This window comes from Pseudarthrobacter sp. YAF2, from assembly GCF_052113345.1.
Lineage (GTDB): Bacteria > Actinomycetota > Actinomycetes > Actinomycetales > Micrococcaceae > Arthrobacter.
Genome location: NZ_JBFRDA010000001.1, coordinates 305311 through 320602, shown reverse-complemented (window position 1 = coordinate 320602; position 15292 = coordinate 305311). Strand labels below are relative to the sequence as shown.

13 protein-coding genes are annotated in these 15292 nt (G+C 65.7%); 8 read left to right on the top strand and 5 right to left on the bottom strand.

Annotated elements, in window-relative coordinates:
• Positions 1–221: 221 nt before the first annotated feature.
• On the top strand, positions 222–851 hold the full coding sequence (locus AB4Y79_RS01500; RefSeq protein ID WP_441858116.1) for a TMEM175 family protein: 630 nt from the start codon (positions 222–224) through the stop codon (positions 849–851).
• Positions 852–863: 12 nt separating this feature from the next.
• Here AB4Y79_RS01500 and AB4Y79_RS01495 read toward each other — a convergent pair whose 3' ends face one another.
• Genes AB4Y79_RS01495 through pdhA form a run of 3 tightly spaced genes read right to left on the bottom strand, consistent with a single transcriptional unit; the run spans position 864 to position 4695 of the window.
• On the bottom strand, positions 864–2357 hold the full coding sequence (locus AB4Y79_RS01495; protein WP_441858114.1) for a dihydrolipoamide acetyltransferase family protein: 1494 nt from the start codon (positions 2355–2357) through the stop codon (positions 864–866).
• 2 nt (positions 2358–2359) lie between these two features.
• Positions 2360–3472, bottom strand: coding sequence for an alpha-ketoacid dehydrogenase subunit beta (locus AB4Y79_RS01490; protein WP_441858112.1), 1113 nt, complete (start codon positions 3470–3472; stop codon positions 2360–2362).
• Positions 3469–4695 carry a pyruvate dehydrogenase (acetyl-transferring) E1 component subunit alpha gene (gene pdhA / locus AB4Y79_RS01485; RefSeq protein ID WP_441858111.1) on the bottom strand — a complete coding sequence of 409 codons (1227 nt, stop codon included), beginning with the start codon at positions 4693–4695 and terminating at the stop codon, positions 3469–3471. Before pdhA ends, AB4Y79_RS01490 begins: the two co-directional genes overlap by 4 nt.
• A 159-nt stretch (positions 4696–4854) precedes the next feature.
• On the opposite strand from pdhA, the gene AB4Y79_RS01480 reads away from it, so the two are divergent.
• The 5 genes from AB4Y79_RS01480 to AB4Y79_RS01460 all read left to right on the top strand — a co-directional run bounded on the left by AB4Y79_RS01480 (position 4855) and on the right by AB4Y79_RS01460 (position 9977).
• Positions 4855–5316, top strand: a complete 462-nt coding sequence (locus AB4Y79_RS01480) for an Lrp/AsnC family transcriptional regulator (RefSeq protein ID WP_441858304.1) — start codon at positions 4855–4857, stop codon at positions 5314–5316.
• 399 nt (positions 5317–5715) lie between these two features.
• The gene (locus AB4Y79_RS01475) at positions 5716–6162 is read left to right on the top strand and encodes a hypothetical protein (RefSeq protein WP_441858303.1); all 447 of its coding nucleotides are present in this window, start codon (positions 5716–5718) and stop codon (positions 6160–6162) included.
• A 77-nt stretch (positions 6163–6239) separates the two neighbouring features.
• Entirely contained in the window at positions 6240–7376 is a 1137-nt protein-coding gene (locus AB4Y79_RS01470) for a COG1470 family protein (RefSeq protein WP_441858109.1), read from the top strand.
• A 1-nt stretch (position 7377) separates the two neighbouring features.
• The gene (locus AB4Y79_RS01465) at positions 7378–7866 is read left to right on the top strand and encodes a hypothetical protein (RefSeq protein ID WP_441858107.1); all 489 of its coding nucleotides are present in this window, start codon (positions 7378–7380) and stop codon (positions 7864–7866) included.
• Entirely contained in the window at positions 7863–9977 is a 2115-nt protein-coding gene (locus AB4Y79_RS01460; RefSeq protein WP_441858105.1) for a beta strand repeat-containing protein, read from the top strand. The genes AB4Y79_RS01465 and AB4Y79_RS01460 overlap by 4 nt, the downstream gene beginning before the upstream one ends.
• Before the next feature lie 307 nt (positions 9978–10284).
• On the opposite strand, the gene AB4Y79_RS01455 is transcribed toward AB4Y79_RS01460, so the two are convergent.
• Positions 10285–12417: a transglycosylase domain-containing protein gene (locus AB4Y79_RS01455; RefSeq protein WP_441858103.1), complete on the bottom strand. Its 2133-nt coding sequence runs from the start codon at positions 12415–12417 to the stop codon at positions 10285–10287.
• Between the two features lie 325 nt (positions 12418–12742).
• Between AB4Y79_RS01455 and AB4Y79_RS01450 the strand changes: the two genes are divergently transcribed.
• Both AB4Y79_RS01450 and AB4Y79_RS01445 read left to right on the top strand, forming a co-directional pair.
• On the top strand, positions 12743–13816 hold the full coding sequence (locus AB4Y79_RS01450) for a glucose 1-dehydrogenase (RefSeq protein WP_441858101.1): 1074 nt from the start codon (positions 12743–12745) through the stop codon (positions 13814–13816).
• Positions 13813–14814: an aldose 1-epimerase family protein gene (locus AB4Y79_RS01445; RefSeq protein WP_441858099.1), complete on the top strand. Its 1002-nt coding sequence runs from the start codon at positions 13813–13815 to the stop codon at positions 14812–14814. Before AB4Y79_RS01450 ends, AB4Y79_RS01445 begins: the two co-directional genes overlap by 4 nt.
• Here the strand turns inward: AB4Y79_RS01445 and AB4Y79_RS01440 are convergent.
• A complete protein-coding gene (locus tag AB4Y79_RS01440; protein ID WP_441858097.1) occupies positions 14792–15274 on the bottom strand; it encodes a MarR family winged helix-turn-helix transcriptional regulator in 483 nt (160 codons plus the stop codon). The genes AB4Y79_RS01445 and AB4Y79_RS01440 overlap by 23 nt on opposite strands.
• Positions 15275–15292 lie beyond the last annotated feature (18 nt).

Sequence of the window (15292 nt, the reverse complement as noted above, 5' to 3'; positions counted from 1 at the left end):
TGGCTTCCGATAATGGTCGGTGTTGATGCACTCCCCCTCTCCGGACGCCCCCGGGCGCCCATCCGGACTATGACCTAAATCACTTTAGTGACCTGCGGCCAGGGCGTAAAGACCCTGGTTCAAAAAAAGTAAGGCGTTCGACGGCGGCGCGTGGCCGCCGTCGAACGCCCGGTGCCCCGGTCAGGGGACGGCGCATTATGCTTCTGAAGGAGGGCAGAACTGTGAACAAGAACCGACTCGAGGCGTTCAGCGATGGCGTGCTGGCAATCATCATCACCATCATGGTGCTGGAGCTGCGCGTACCGGAGGAACCCACCTGGCATGGGATCGCCGGGGTCCTGCCGACGTTGCTCAGCTACCTGCTCAGCTTCGTCTATGTCGGGATCTACTGGAACAACCACCACCACCTGATCCAGCTGGCAGACCGGGTGAACGGCGCCATCCTCTGGGCCAACCTGCACCTGCTGTTCTGGCTCTCGCTGTTTCCCTTCACCACGCGATGGATGGATGAGTCCGGGTTCGTGGAAGTCCCGGTGCTGGTCTACGGCATCAACCTGCTCTGTGCTGCCATCGCTTTCTACATCCTGGAGCAGGCACTCATTCGCAAGCAGGGCACGGCCGGGGCCGTTGCCCAGGCCCTGGGCCGGGACTGGAAGGGCAAGGCCTCGCCGCTGATCTACCTGCTGGGCATCGCGCTGACACTCGCCCAGCCACTCCTGGGAATCGCTGTCTACACCGTGGTGGCGCTGATCTGGCTGGTCCCCGACCGCCGGGTGGAGCACTTCGTGTACCGCGCCCACGAGCCCGGCGACGTCACCGACCAGGACGTTCCCGGCCCCACCGCGCCCTAGATTTCCTCCGGTTTAGATGTCTGCCAGTAGGGACGTGGGGTTCTCGATGGCGTCCGCCACGAAGCGGAGGAAACCGCCGGCCGTACCGCCGTCGCACACCCGGTGGTCGAAGGTGAGGGTGAGCTCCGTGACCTTGCGGACCGCCAGCTCGCCATTGACCACCCATGGCTTGTCGATGATGCGGCCCACCCCGAGGATGCCCACCTCCGGGTGGTTGATGATCGCGGCGGATCCGTCCACGCCGAACACGCCGTAGTTGTTCAACGTAAAGGTGCCGCTGCCGAGCTCGGCCGGCGTCGCCTTGCCGTCGCGGGCCACCTGCGTGAGCCGGCGGATTTCCGCGTCCAGTTCCCGGGCACTGAGTTTCTCAGCGCCGCGGACGGATGGCACCACCAGGCCACGCTCGGTCTGGGCTGCGAAGCCGAGGTTGATGCCGTCGAATCCGACGATCTCCTGGGAGCCGTCCTCCACCGTTTCGATCCGCGTGTTCAGCTCCGGGTATTTCTTCAGCCCTGCGGTGACGAACCGCGCGATGAAGGCGAGCAGGCCGGGCGCCTCCGCGCCGTTGGCTTTGAGTCCCTCACGCAGCTCCACCAGCGCGGTGGCATCCACATCCACCCAGACCGTTGCTTCCGGGATTTCCGAGCGGCTGCGCGCCATGTTCGCAGCCACGGCCTTCCGGACGCCGCGGACAGGCGTGCGGGCGGAGATGGCAAGTCCGGTGCGGGCATCGCGGGTCTCCGGTGATCGAGCTTGTCGAGATCCATGGGTTTCGACAGGCTCGGCTTCCGGTATGGGCTTGGCTTCGGGAGCTTTCGCGGGCGCCGTTGTCCGAAGCGCTGCCTCGACGTCGCGGCGCATGATCAGGCCACTGTCGCCGGAGCCGGAAATGTCGCCAAGGTCCACGCCGTGCTCCCGGGCCATCCGCCGGACCAGCGGCGAGATCACGGCCCCAAGCTTCCCGGGCACGCGGGTGCGCAGGAGGGTGAGGTCGTCCTCGGTGGTTTCGACAGGCTTGGTTTCGACAGGCTCAACCACCGAGAGGGAGGCCTTCGGGGCGCGGGTCCGCCGGGCTTGGCCATGACCGCCAGGGGTTCCATACCCGATCAGAAGATTGCCCGACCCAGCCTTTTCCTCTTCCCGATAGGTCTCCGCCTCCGGTTTGGCCGGTTCGGGCTCGGCGAACTCCGTCCCGGTGGGCTCAACCTCGGGCTGGGCCGGCGAAGGGGCGGGGGCGGCATCATCCGCGGCGACACCAGTGGAGACCGGCGTCACCGAGATCAGCGGCTTCCCCACGTCCAGGGTCTCCCCCGGTTTTCCGTGCAGCTCGGTGACGATCCCCGCATAAGGGGACGGCACCTCCACCGCGGACTTGGCCGTTTCCACCTCGGCGATGGGCTGGTCCACAACAATCGTGTCCCCAACCGAAACATGCCAGGCAACGAGTTCGGCTTCGGTGAGGCCTTCGCCGAGGTCCGGCAACAAAAACACGCGTGGTTCGCTCATGGTCAGTTCTCCCACTGAAGGTCGTCGACGGCGTCGAGGATGCGGTCCACGCCGGGCAGGTAGTACTTCTCGAGTTTCGGTGCCGGGTACGGGACGTCGAACCCGGTGACGCGGCGGATGGGGGCGGCCAGGTAGTGGAAGCAGCGCTCCTGCACCCGGGCCACGATCTCGGAGGACACGGAGGCGAAGCCATGCGCCTCGGCGATCACCACGGCCCGGCCGGTCTTGCGGACCGACGCGCACACGGTGGCATCGTCGAACGGCACAATGGTCCGCACGTCAATCACCTCCAGCGAGCGCCCCTCCAGCGCAGCTGCCTCGGCGGCGGCGAGCGCGGTGGGGACGGACGGCCCGTACGCGATCAGCGTCGCGTCCGTCCCGGGACGGGCGACGGCGGCCCGGCCCTCGGAGGTGCGTCCCGTCGTCGCGCCTTCCGCGTGAAGGCGACGCAGCTCGCCCAGGTCCACCTGGTCCTTGGTCCAGTACATCTTCTTGGGCTCCATAAAGATGACGGGGTCGTCGGAGTCGATCGCTTCGCGGAGCATCCGGTAGCCGTCCGCCACGGTGGCGGGGGTGTAGACCTTCAGGCCGGCAGTGTGCGCGTAGTAGGACTCGGAGGAATCGCAGTGGTGCTCCACTCCCCCGATGCCGCCGCCGTACGGGATGCGGATGACCAGGGGCAGTTTCACGGCCCCCTTGGTGCGGTTGTGCATCTTGGCTACGTGGCTGACAATCTGCTCGAACGCGGGGTACGCGAACGCGTCGAACTGCATCTCGATCACCGGGCGCATCCCGTTGATCGCCATGCCGACGGCCATGCCCACAATGCCGGATTCGGCCAGCGGAGTGTCGAAGCAGCGCTGTTCGCCGAAGGTGGCGGTGAGGCCGTCGGTGATGCGGAAGACGCCGCCCAGCAGGCCCACGTCCTCGCCGAAGACCAGGACGGAGGAGTCGGCGTGCATGGCGTCGGCGAGCGCGGTGTTGAGGGCCTTGGCCATGGTGACGGGCTGAGGTCCGGCGGCTTCGGCGGACGCGGCGGCCGAGGCTGCTGCCCGGGCGGTGGCGGCGGAGACGTTGCCGTTGGCCTCGGACGAGGTGGTGATGGTGGGGCTCACTTGCCGGCCTCCTTCGAATCAGTAGCTCCGGCGTCGCGGGCGAGTTCGTCGGCGAGCAGGGCGGATTCTTCCTTCAGCTGCGGCGTCTGCCGGGCGAAAACGTGGCGGAAGAGTTCCTGCGGATCCACCGGCACGTCCTCACTGAGGCCCTCGCGGAGCTGCGCGGCAACCGCCTCGGCGTGCTCGCTGATCCGGGCCTCGCCGTCGTCGTCCAACAGCCCGCGGTCCGTGAGGTAGGTGCGCATCCTGTTGACCGGGTCCTTGGCCCGCCACTCGGCAACCTCGCTGTTTTCCCGGTAGCGGGTGTCGTCGTCGGCGTTGGTGTGGGCCTGCATGCGGTACGTGTTGGCTTCCACCAGCAGCGGGCCGGAGCCTTCGCGGGCGAGTTTCACGGCGCGGTCCAGCACGGCGAGGAGGGCAACGACGTCGTTGCCGTCCACGCGTTCCCCCGCCATGCCGTAGCCCACGGCTTTGTGCGCGAGCGACGGCGCCACGGACTGGTGTGCCAGCGGCACCGAGATGGCGTACTTGTTGTTCTGGACGAAAAAGATGACCGGCAGGTGGAAGACGGCGGCGAAGTTCAGGGCCTCGTGGAAGTCGCCTTCGCTGGTGGCGCCGTCGCCGCACATGGCCAGCACCACGGTGTCCTCGCCGCGGAGCTTGGCCGCGTGGGCCACCCCGACGGCGTGCAGCAGCTGGGTGGTCAGCGGGGTGCACTGGATGCCCACCTTGTATTCGAGGGGGTCGTAGCCGCCGTGCCAGTCGCCGCGGAAGATGGTCATCACCTGTACCGGGTCCACGCCGCGGGTCATCACGGCGACGGCGTCACGGTAGGTGGGGAACATCCAGTCACCCTCGGAGAGGCACAGCGCGGCGGCCACCTGGCAGGCTTCCTGGCCATGGCTGGAGGGGTAGACTGCCATGCGGCCCTGCCGGACCAGGGCGGAGTTCTGGTCGTTGACGCGGCGGCCGACGACGAGCTGCCCGTACGCAGCCAGCAGTTCCTTGTCGCCGGGCACGGGGTACTCGTGGCCGGGCTGGGTGCCCTGCTCACCTTCGGGGATGAGCCGGCCGTCCGGGTCCACCATTTGGATCTGGTGCCGGGCGGGGAGCATGTAGTCCTCCACCGTGATGCCGAACTTCTTCACAGCATCGGTCAGCGCGTTTTCTGCTGGCTCGGTGCTGGTGGTGTCCGGCGCGGTGTGGTCTGCGGAGATCGTCATTGGTCCGTCCTTCGATAGCCACTATTCCATCCCAGTATTGCCCTGGGGGAGGTTTCGTATCCAGCACCTGCGCAAATCGTGGAGAACCTGCTCCGAACTGCCTATTATGGGAGACGATTTGTAACTGTGACGTGGATTACCGACGGGGACGTGGACGATTTGACGGGCAAAGATGGAGCGGCCGAAGTTTCCCTCGACGACATCGACCGGCGCATCCTCGGTGAGCTCACCCGGGACGGCCGGATGTCAGTGACCCAGGTGGCGGAAAACGTCCACATCTCCCGGGCGCACGCCTACTCCCGGATCGCCCGGCTGACCGGAGATGGCGTGCTGACCCGGTTCACGGCCCTGGTGGATCCCATCAAGGCAGGGCTGAAGTCCTCGGCCTACGTCACGCTGAAGCTTCGGCAGGACGCCTGGCGCGAACTCCGTGACCAGTTGGGCGCCATCCCGGAGGTGCACCACATTGCCCTGGTGGGCGGCGACTTCGACGTGATCCTCCTGGTCCGGGCCGTGGATAACATCGACCTCCGGCGGGTGATCTTCGACCAGCTGCAGACCATGCCGGGCGTCCTGGATACGCAGACGTTCCTGGTTTTCGAGGACGTGGATACCCGGTAGAAGCCGGTTATGTCGATGCGCACATTCGCTGCCGACGCCGATATTTGACGCCGACCCTCATGTTCCATTTCGCGCCCCAAATAACGTGCGCGGCTGGGAAACTTTGCGTCGAAACTGCGTTTGCGCGTCGCCAGTTGTTCGTAGGCAGAGGGTTGAAGCGATAGAAGCACGACGGCGGCGATTAGGCCAGGCCGGCGCTCACGCATGCGAGTAATCGCTGACCCAAACCAGGTAGTGGAGACCTCAAGTCGCTGGAAACTCGGGTACCGCTACGTGTTGTTGCGGCCTTTTGCGTTCGCGAATATTGGGTCATCGATCCACCGGAAGGCACCTCGATGGAGCCACCTATGGGGGAACGGGTTCTCAATCACACACACAAGGAGACTTTCCGTGCGCAAAATGACCAAGAAGAACAAGATCGCCGCCGTCGCAATGTCCGCAGCCCTGGTAGCTGTTGGTGGCGGTGCCGCATATGCCTACTGGAGCACCAATGGAGCCGGCACCGGGTCTGCGGTTGCATCGTCTGGCACGCAGGACGTAGTTCTGCACACTTCTTTCGCCGATGGCATTGCTCCCGGCGAAACAAGGGCTGTAACTTACACGGCCGATAACTCGAACACTTCCAGCACTGTGGTGGGTTCCCTGGCTCCGACGGTCGTGACAAGCGACCCGACGAACTGCCCTGCAAGCTGGTTCACAGTCGACGCGTCAAACACACCGACGACCGTATTGGCAAAGACGACCGGAACGACCGTTGGCACCGGCACCCTGACCTTCACCGACACTGCCACCAACCAGGATGCTTGCAAGGCAGCCACCATCACGGTGAACGTAACCAGCAAGTAAATAAACAGCTGGCCGGGGGCGGTGCAATCCGCCCCCGGCTTGCCGTCATTTCGCACCAAAGAACAAGGGGGCACAGGGTGCACGAGCAGGACGGACAGCCGCGGCGTCGCACGCGGACCGGTATCAAGGCAGCGTTGATCGCGCTGTTATTGCTGCTGGCCAGTGCGGGAGCGCTGATCGCGGCGGCAAACAATCCCAAGCCGGGCATCACTGTGCAGGTCTCCCCTGCCAGCCAGTCCGTCCAACAGGGCCAGTCGGCCGCCTATACGGTGACCCTGACGTCCACCGGCGGCTTCAGCGGAGCGGTTAGCCTGGCCACTGCGGGACTGCCGGCCGGCGCGGCAGGCGCCTTCACGCCGTCGTCCGTCACCCTCAACTCCGGCAGCACCGCAACGGCAACGTTGAACGCCACCACCAGCGCCACCACCCCGGCAGGCACCAGCACCGTGACCATCACGGGAACCAGCGGCAAGGTTTCCGGCAGCGTTGCCGCGAGCCTCACCGTGAACTACAGGATGTCCACCGCGTTTTCGGTGGCGGCCACGCCGGATTCCGTCACCGTCCCGCCGGGCGCCACCGCCGTCTACACCCTGCAGCTGACCCGGAACAACCTCCCCGGCTCCGTCTCGTTCAGCGTCCTGGGCGGGCTTCCGGCGGGTGCTACGGCGTCGTTCTCGCCCACACCGACAACCGGCAACTCGAGCACGCTCCAGGTGGCAACCACGGCCGCCTCACCAACCGCCAGCTACAACCTGTACCTGGTGGGGACCGGAAAAGACTCTGCCGGGAAGTCGCAGTACGCCTACGCGAACGTCCAACTGGTCCTGGATTCAACCATCAAGCAGTTCGCCCTCTCCGGGAACGTCCCCGGGACGCTGTCGCCCGGGTCCTCGGCCGGATTGGACCTGCAGATCAGCAACCCGAACAACAAGTCCCTGTCCCTGACCAACCTGTCCGTAGCTATCGCGGGGGTTACCAGGAGCGCGGATGCCGCGGCGAAGAACCTGGCCTGCACGGCGGCCGACTTCACCCTCACCCAGTACAGCGGGCCGTACCCCTTGGTGGCGCCGCCCGGAAGCAGTTCACTGTCCGGACTCCGCGTCGCTGTTTCGGCGTGGCCACGCGTGGGGATGCTGGACAGCTCCAGGAACCAGGACGGTTGCAAAGGCGCAACCCTCCAGCTCACGTACTCGGGATCAGGACAGGGGAACTGAGATGACCAGCATTAGCAGGAGCCGCGCCGTCAAGGCGGCCGCCCTCGCCGGCCTCCTGGCCACGGCGGGCGCCGGAACCGCCTACGCCTACTGGTCTGTGACCGGCGGCGGCTCCGGGTCCGCCGTGGCGGCCACCATGCAGGCCGTCACGGTGGACGCCCTGGTAGCCGGCGACAACCCGAAGACGGCGCTCTACCCGGGCGGCAGCGCCGACGTCGTCCTCCGCCTGACCAACCCCAACCCCTACTCCGTGCAGGTCTACAGCGTCACTGCCAACGGCCCCGCCGCCGCTGATGCCACGCATCCGGGCTGCACCACCACCGGCGTCACCTTCACCGGTGCTGCGCCGCTCACCCCCGCAACCTACGTTGCCGCGAACTCGTCAGCCCTCATCACCCTCCCCGGAGCGGCCACCATGGACACCACTTCCCTCGCGGCCTGCCAGGGCGCAACCTTCAGCGTCCCCGTGACGGCGGAGGTGCGGAAATGAGCTTCTTCTTCCTCCGGCGCCCGTCCCGCCGGCTGCCCTGGATTGTCACCGCCCTGCTGCTCCTGCTGGGCACGGGAACCGCCGCCTACGCGTTCTGGGCATCCACCACCAGCAGCAGCAACGCAGCCGCCGCCGCCGACGCGCTCTCCCCCGGATCCAAGCCTGCGGTCACCGCCACCGGCGCCGCTTTGACGGTCAGCTGGGCCGGCGGGACCACCGTCAACGGACGGGCAGCCACGGCCTACATCGTGACCCGTTACTCCGCGGCCACCGGCGGTACGGCCACTCCCGCCAGCGGCGGCTGTGCCGGGACCGTCATCACGCTGACCTGCACGGAGCAGTCTGTTCCCGGCGGCGTCTGGTACTACACGGTGACGCCTGCGATCGCCCTCTGGACCGGCGCCGAGAGCCCGCGAAGCAACGGCATCAGCAGCGATTCCACCGCGCCCGTGGCCACCGTTTCGGGGATCTCGCCCACGCCCAACGCGGCGGGGTGGAACAACGCCAGCCCCGTCAGCGTGACCATCACGGCAGATGACGGGACCGCCGGGTCCGGCGTCGCCTCCATTTCCTACGTGCTCGACGGCGGCGCGCAGCAGACAGTCAGCGGCGCTTTGGCCGTGGTCCCCGTCAGCGGCGACGGAACGCACACGCTCACGTACTTCGCCACGGACAAGGTGGGCAATGCCGGGTCCGCGCAGAGCCAGACGGTGCGGATCGACACGCAGGCGCCGGCCGCGCCCGGGCTCAGCGTTCCGGCGTACGTGTTTTCCGGAAACGTTTCTTCTGTTCCTGTCAGCGGTACCGCCGAGGCGGGCGCCAAGATTACCCTCGTTGCCAGCGACGCCGGTTCCGCGCACTCCGTGCCGGTCACCGTTACGGCCTCCGGTACGGGTACTTGGTCTGCCAGCCTGGACTTGAGCAGCCTGAACCAGGGCACCGTCACGTACTCGGCCACGGCTACGGACGCCGCAGGCAACACCGGCCCGGCCAGGACGGCTACTTCCACGAAAGACACTCTGGCTCCGGCCGCGGCGCAGGGCGTAAGCGTGCCGACTTATGTGAACAGTGCCGGGGTTGGTGCGGTGCCGGTCTCCGGTACGGCTGAAGCCGGTGCCGGCGTGACCGTTTCGGCCACGAGCCCAGGTTCCGCCACTCCGGTCACTGGCACGGCCACATCTGTTGGAGGCACCTGGTCGATGAACCTGAATCTTGGGTCCCTGGGCGACGGGACCGTCACCTACAACGTCACGGTGAAGGACGCCGCGGGCAATACCAGTGGCCCTGCCACGGCTACGGACACGAAGGACACCGTGGCACCCGTGCTGACGCTCGACACGCTGCCCAACGTCCTCAAGGGAAATCTCACCAGTTACCAAGTCAGCGGGACCAACGATTCCGGTCTACGTGTAAATCTCACAGTCAGCGACGCTTCCACGAGCATCCCGGCAACGGCGTCCGGATCCAACTGGAATACGGGCAACCTGAACCTGTCAACTCTCCAAGACAGCAGCCCCATGAACGTCCCGAACATCACAATCGTGGCCATCACCGCTGACGCGGCAGGCAACACAACTACGGTCACGACCAAGGTCATCAAGGACATCGCGGCTCCCACGGTTACCGGTGTCACGCTGGTGAACGGCGGCGGTGCGCAAGGCCTGGGGAAAGCCGAGCAGGGAGACTCGCTCACAATTCAGTTCTCCGAACAGATCGACGCAACGAAGATCTGCTCTAACTGGACCAACAACGGAACTCAAACTTTGAGTGGCAACAACAATGTCACGGTGAATATCAGCGCCACTAATCAGTTGACGGTGACGAGCAGCACCTGCCCCGGGCTAAACCTGGGCTCCGTCTATCTGGGCTCCAACGCCAAGTACGCGTCAGCCGGCGCCCTAAGCTTCGGTGCCAACGGCAATGCAAGCAACTGGAGCACTGTCACCTGGGACGGTTCCACCACTCTGACCATCAGGCTTGGAAAAATCAGCGGAAGCTCCGGAAACACCACCACCCCGGACGCTCCCACCTACACCCCCGGGGCCGGCTTTGCCGACCCGGCGGGCAACCCGCTCGGTTCATTCGCACTCACGGCAACATCTCGTTTCTAAAGGCAACTGCGCAGGCAACGGCTCCCCGTCGATCCATTGGCGGGGAGCCGTTGCACGTTTTCGACGCTGTTGTTCCCCTGCGCAGCCCAAATTTCGTGCGCGTCAAAGGAATTTAAACCGCGTGGATCTGCCCGTCACTTCCGGCGGCGCACCACCAGCACGATATACAGGGCCACGGCCACAGCCACCAATGCGCCGACGCTGGGTCCCAAACTTTGACCGTTGAGCACTCCGGAACTCCTCTGCGGCTTCACCTGGCTATCGGGAATACAGGATAACCCTCATCCACGGAGCGGCGCCGACCGTGTCAGTTGCCCTGTGCCCGCTGCGTCGAAGGAGCGCTGATGAGGTTCTGCGGCGGCGCGTCGAAGTTTCCGTGATCGTAGAGGCCCACAGCGCCCTGCATGTACTGCGCCCATTGCGGGCCGGCGATGTACGCTCCGTCCACGGCGGGATAATACTTGCCGTTGATGGTGACGTTGCGTCCCAACCGGCTCGGCCCCCCATTGAAGGGGTCACCGAAGAAGGACGCGGTGGCCAGGCCCTTCGTGTATCCCACCACCCAGGTCTGGTTGTTCCATTCGTTCGTACCGGTCTTGGCAGCGTCCGGGACCCCCAGCTTTTGGGGAATCAGGAGGCCGGAGCCTTTGGTGAGGACGTCCTGGAGGACGTTGGTGACTGTCTTGGCGACGTCCGGTTTCAGGGCTCCTGCCTGGCAGGAGGAGGTTTGTCCGCCGATCTTGTTCCCCTGGGCGTCGTCGACTTCCGTGATGGAAATGGGCGCGCAGTAGGTTCCGTTCGCGGCGAATGTGGCAAACGCGTTCGCCATGGTCAAGGGAGCCACGTTTTGGCTGCCCAGGATGTTTCCGAGGGTGGAGAGGTCGATCTTCTCGTCCTTGCCGCTGCCCAGGTGCAGGCCGATGGCATCGGCTGCGCGCTGGACGTCACACACATCGTTGAGCCCGGCGAGGGAGGCGAAAGTGGCCGTGTTGATCGATTGGTAAATGCCTTCGCGGACAGTCATGGGCCGGTACCAGTTGGGCTCATCGTTTTGAAGATCCGAAGATTGCGGCACCGTACTGTCGAACCAGCCCTGAACGGGATGGCAGGTTGTCTTCCAGGGGTAGTTGATGCCATAGCGCCGCCTTGAGGCGTCGACGATCTGGTTGGTCGATTTGCCCTCCCCAACCCAGGCGGCGAGGGTGACAGGCTTCATGGTTGAACCGGGCTGCATGCCTCCCACGCCGCCCAGGCTGTTCCCCGCAGCATCACTGCCGTCCACGTTGAAGTTGTAGTCAGAAACGAATCCGGTGCCTTCGCCGGGCAGCTTCCGTGAATTCTGCGCCATGGCCAGGACTTTTCCGGTGCCGGGTTCGATGGTCACCAGCGAGGCGCCCCACTTGTCCGGGTTTGTGCCCGTGGTGGAGTCCACCTGGGCCTGGGCCGGACCTTGCAGTCGCGGGTCCAGGGTGGTCTTGATGGTCAGGCCACCGGCCATGATCTTCTGGTCCCGTTCATCCTGGGTGGCTCCATAGGCCGGGTCATTCTGGATCTGGTGGAGGACGTAGTCGCAGAAGTACTGTGCCTGGGACGCGTAGGCGCAGCCTTGTTTGGGTGGATTAACCTTCAACTGGATCGGAGTGTTGACGGCGTCATCGTGTTGTTGCTGGTTGATGTAGCCATGTTCCAGCATCGCGTCCAGGACCAGGTCGCGCCGGGCTTTGGCCGCTTCGGGGTGGACCGTGGGGTCATAGAGTGAGGGGCCGTTGACCAGTCCGGCAAGCAGCGCACCTTCGGGCAGTGTCAGGTCCTTGGCATCAACGGAGAAGAAATACTGGCTCGCGGCCTGGATCCCGTACGCGTTGGCATTGAACCCGACGACGTTCAGATATCCGGCGAGGATCTGGTCCTTGGAATACTGTTCCTCCAGGCCGATGGCCAGCTTCATCTCCTGAAGCTTCTGGTTCACCCCTTTTTGTCCGTTGAGCACTACCTGGGTGTCTTTGCCCTGGGCGATCAGGTTCTCGTTGAGCATGTTGGTGACGTACTGCTGCGTCAGCGTGGAAGCGCCCTGGTGCCCACCGCCGGCGTCGATCATCACGGCGCGAAGGATGCCTTGCGGGTCAATGCCGCCGTGCTGGTAAAAGCGGTAGTCCTCGATCGCCACAATCGCATCCTTGATGTTGGAGGACATCTGATCCAGGGAAATGCGGGTCCGGTTCTCATTGAAGAGGGTGGCAATCTGTGACCCGTCGGCTGCGAGGACGCGTGTCATTTGGGGCGGCGGCGCGGCAAACACGTCATTGGGGAGGTTGGTGGTCAGCGCCTTCGAGCCGCCTGCCACCACCGTCTCCGTCAGTGCGGCCGCCGGCACCATCAAACCGGCCAGGAGGGCGCCGCACAGTGCACTGACACCAAGGAACCCCAAGAACCAGCCCACCGTGATTCCCGTCGCGCGGAACAGGTTCCTGCCCGGGAGCGCTTCTGGGGAAGGTCGGAAAGGTGCTCCCTTGGACATGTACGTCTCCGGTTCTCTGCGTCGTATTCCTGCAGCAGTTGCCTGCCGGGACAGCCACTCGTCCACCGCCGAATGGAGGCAACCGTACTTTTTACCCTACTCGTTCAACTTCCCGCGTTACGGCCTGGCACGCCCGTCCACGGCAACTCCCGGGTTATTCAGATCCTATTCCCAGCAAAAATCCGTTGCGTCAACGCAATTATCGCGGGAGACTGACGATACGTGACCCTGCGCTTGAGGAGAGGCAATGCAAGCATTGACAGTTACTCCGGGGGAAAAGGACTCACTGAGGCTTCGCGGCATTCCCGAACCACCGGCCGGCCAGGGGCCGGTGCTGGTTGAAGGCCTGGCGGTGGGCCTCTGCGGGACTGACACCGAGATCATCGCGGCAGAGTACGGCGAGGCTCCCCCCGGGCAGGACTACTTGGTTCTTGGCCATGAAAACCTGGGCCGGGTCCGGGAAGCCCCACAGGGTTCCGGACTGGCGGAAGGGGACCTGGTGGTGGGCATTGTCCGCAGGCCGGACCCCGAACCCTGCAAGGCGTGCGCCGGCGGCGAGTGGGACATGTGCCTGAACGGAAAGTACACCGAGCATGGCATCAAAGGCCAGGACGGGTTTGCCCGGGAGCTGTGGCGCGCCGCCCCCGAGGCCATGGTGAAACTGGACGCAGGACTGGAGGACGTCGGCGTGCTGCTGGAGCCCACCACCATTGTGGCCAAGGCCTGGGAGCAGATGGACCGGATCGGCCGCCGCGCCTTCTTTGACCCCCATCTGGCTGTGGTGACCGGAGCCGGACCCGTTGGCCTGCTCGCGGCCCTCCTGGGTGTCCAGCAGGGCCTGGAGGTACACGTTTTCGACGTGGTCAAGGACGGCCCAAAACCGGACCTGGTCCGCGACCTGGGCGCCACCTACCATAGCGAGTCCCTGCCGGATTCCGGCCTCAAGCCTGATCTCCTGGTCGAATGCACAGGAGTTACCCCCGTGGTGCTGGACGCCCTCCGCTGCCGCGCCCAGGACGCGATCACCTGTTTGACCGGCGTCTCCGGTACCGGGAAGCAAACGGGGGTGGACGTGGGGGCCCTGAACCGCGAGGAAGTGCTGATGAACGGCGTGGTGTTTGGCAGTGTCAACGCCAACCGGCGGCACTACCACGCCGGCGCCAAGGCACTGGCGGCCGCTGACACCGATTGGTTGCGGCGGCTCATCAGCCGCCGGGTGCCCCTTGGGAACTTCGCCGAAGCCTTTGACCGCCGCCCCGATGACGTGAAGGTGGTCCTCGACCTGCAGGCTGCGGGCGACGGCGGAACGCGGCAGCCATGAGCCCGGCAGCCGCGCGATCCGGCCAGAAAAAACCGGACCTGGAGACGCCTCCGGAACCCAGCGGCGGCCACCGGCTCCCGTCAGGGCGCCAGTACGAAATCCGGCACGGCCGGCAGAGCGTCCACCTCACTGAGGCAGGCGGAGCGTTGCGCGACTACCGGATGGACGGCCGCCCCCTGGTGGACGGATACGGGCCGGAGGAGATGTGCACCGGGGCACGCGGACAGTCCCTGATCCCGTGGCCCAACCGGGTCAAAGGCGGCAGGTACGCATGGGAGGGCAACACCTTCCACCTTGACCTGAGCGAGCCGGACAAGGGCGGGGCGATCCATGGGCTGACCCGCTGGCGGAACTGGGAGGTCGAGGAACAGGCGGAGGACAGTATCTCCTTCACCTATACCCTTCATGCCTGCCAGGGCTGGCCATGGGTGCTTGACTGCCGGCTGGACTACACGCTCGACGACGACGGGCTGGCCGTCCGGACCACGGTCACCAACCGCAGCCCCGGGCCGTGCCCGTTTGGGACAGGTGCCCACCCGTACCTCAGCCTGGGACACCCGGGCCGGGTCATCGACGCAGGCCTGGTCCAGGTCCCCGGGCGGACGTACCTGCCGGTGGACAATCTCGGCATCCCCACCGGCCACGAGCGGGTGGACGGCACGGAGTACGACCTGCGAGAACTCCAGCAGCTCGGCAGCCGGCGCATCGACGTTGCCTACACGGATCTGATCCGTGACGCGGACGGACGCGCCCGGGTAAGACTGCTGCGGCCGGACCGCTCCGGAGGAGTTGAACTGTGGGCGGATCAGTCCTATCCGTACCTGGAAATCTTCACCGGGGATACCCTCCCCCAGACCGACCGCCGGCGCACAGGCCTTGGCGTCGAACCAATGACCTGCGCCCCGGACGCCTTCAACTCCGGCGAAGGCCTCATCACCCTCCACCCCGGGCAGTCGCACACCGGGCAGTGGGGCATCACTCCGGGGAGCCCAAGGTGAAACGGCCGTCGGATGTGCCCTGGCCCCCGGCGGCGGCCGCGAAGGCCTCCATCGCTGCGGCCAGTGCCGGGCGGCGCCCGGCCGGCATCCTCGAAATGACCCCGGCGATGGCCTGCCGCCGGTGCTCGAGCACGGTGTTGACCAGGTCATCGCCTTTACCGGTGAGTTCCAGCACGACGTACCGGCGGTCGGCAGGATCCTCCCGGCGCTCAATCAGGCCTGCCGCCACCAGGCGGTCGCAGATGCGGGTGGCGTTGGAGGCGTGGACACCCAGTTCGGCGGCCACCCCGCCCAGATTCTGCGGCCCCCGGGAGTGGATGCGGACCAGCACCCGCAACTGCGGGGTGTTGACGATGTCTTCCACCTCGGCCACCGAGCCGGCCACCACCCGCAGCAGCACATCCGCGGCCGCCAGCACGGCGTCGACTTCCCGGCGTGCCGTCCCCCCAGGCATCTCCATTGCAGCAGGTTTGTCCAT

Coding starts and splice junctions, on each gene's coding strand:
- AB4Y79_RS01450 (WP_441858101.1), top strand. CDS start 12,743: ATGCAAGCATTGACAGTTACTCCGGGGGAAAAGGACTCACTGAGGCTT.
- AB4Y79_RS01465 (WP_441858107.1), top strand. CDS start 7,378: ATGACCAGCATTAGCAGGAGCCGCGCCGTCAAGGCGGCCGCCCTCGCC.
- AB4Y79_RS01440 (WP_441858097.1), bottom strand. CDS start 15,274: ATGGAGATGCCTGGGGGGACGGCACGCCGGGAAGTCGACGCCGTGCTG.
- AB4Y79_RS01495 (WP_441858114.1), bottom strand. CDS start 2,357: ATGAGCGAACCACGCGTGTTTTTGTTGCCGGACCTCGGCGAAGGCCTC.
- AB4Y79_RS01445 (WP_441858099.1), top strand. CDS start 13,813: ATGAGCCCGGCAGCCGCGCGATCCGGCCAGAAAAAACCGGACCTGGAG.
- AB4Y79_RS01475 (WP_441858303.1), top strand. CDS start 5,716: ATGACCAAGAAGAACAAGATCGCCGCCGTCGCAATGTCCGCAGCCCTG.
- pdhA (WP_441858111.1), bottom strand. CDS start 4,695: ATGACGATCTCCGCAGACCACACCGCGCCGGACACCACCAGCACCGAG.
- AB4Y79_RS01460 (WP_441858105.1), top strand. CDS start 7,863: ATGAGCTTCTTCTTCCTCCGGCGCCCGTCCCGCCGGCTGCCCTGGATT.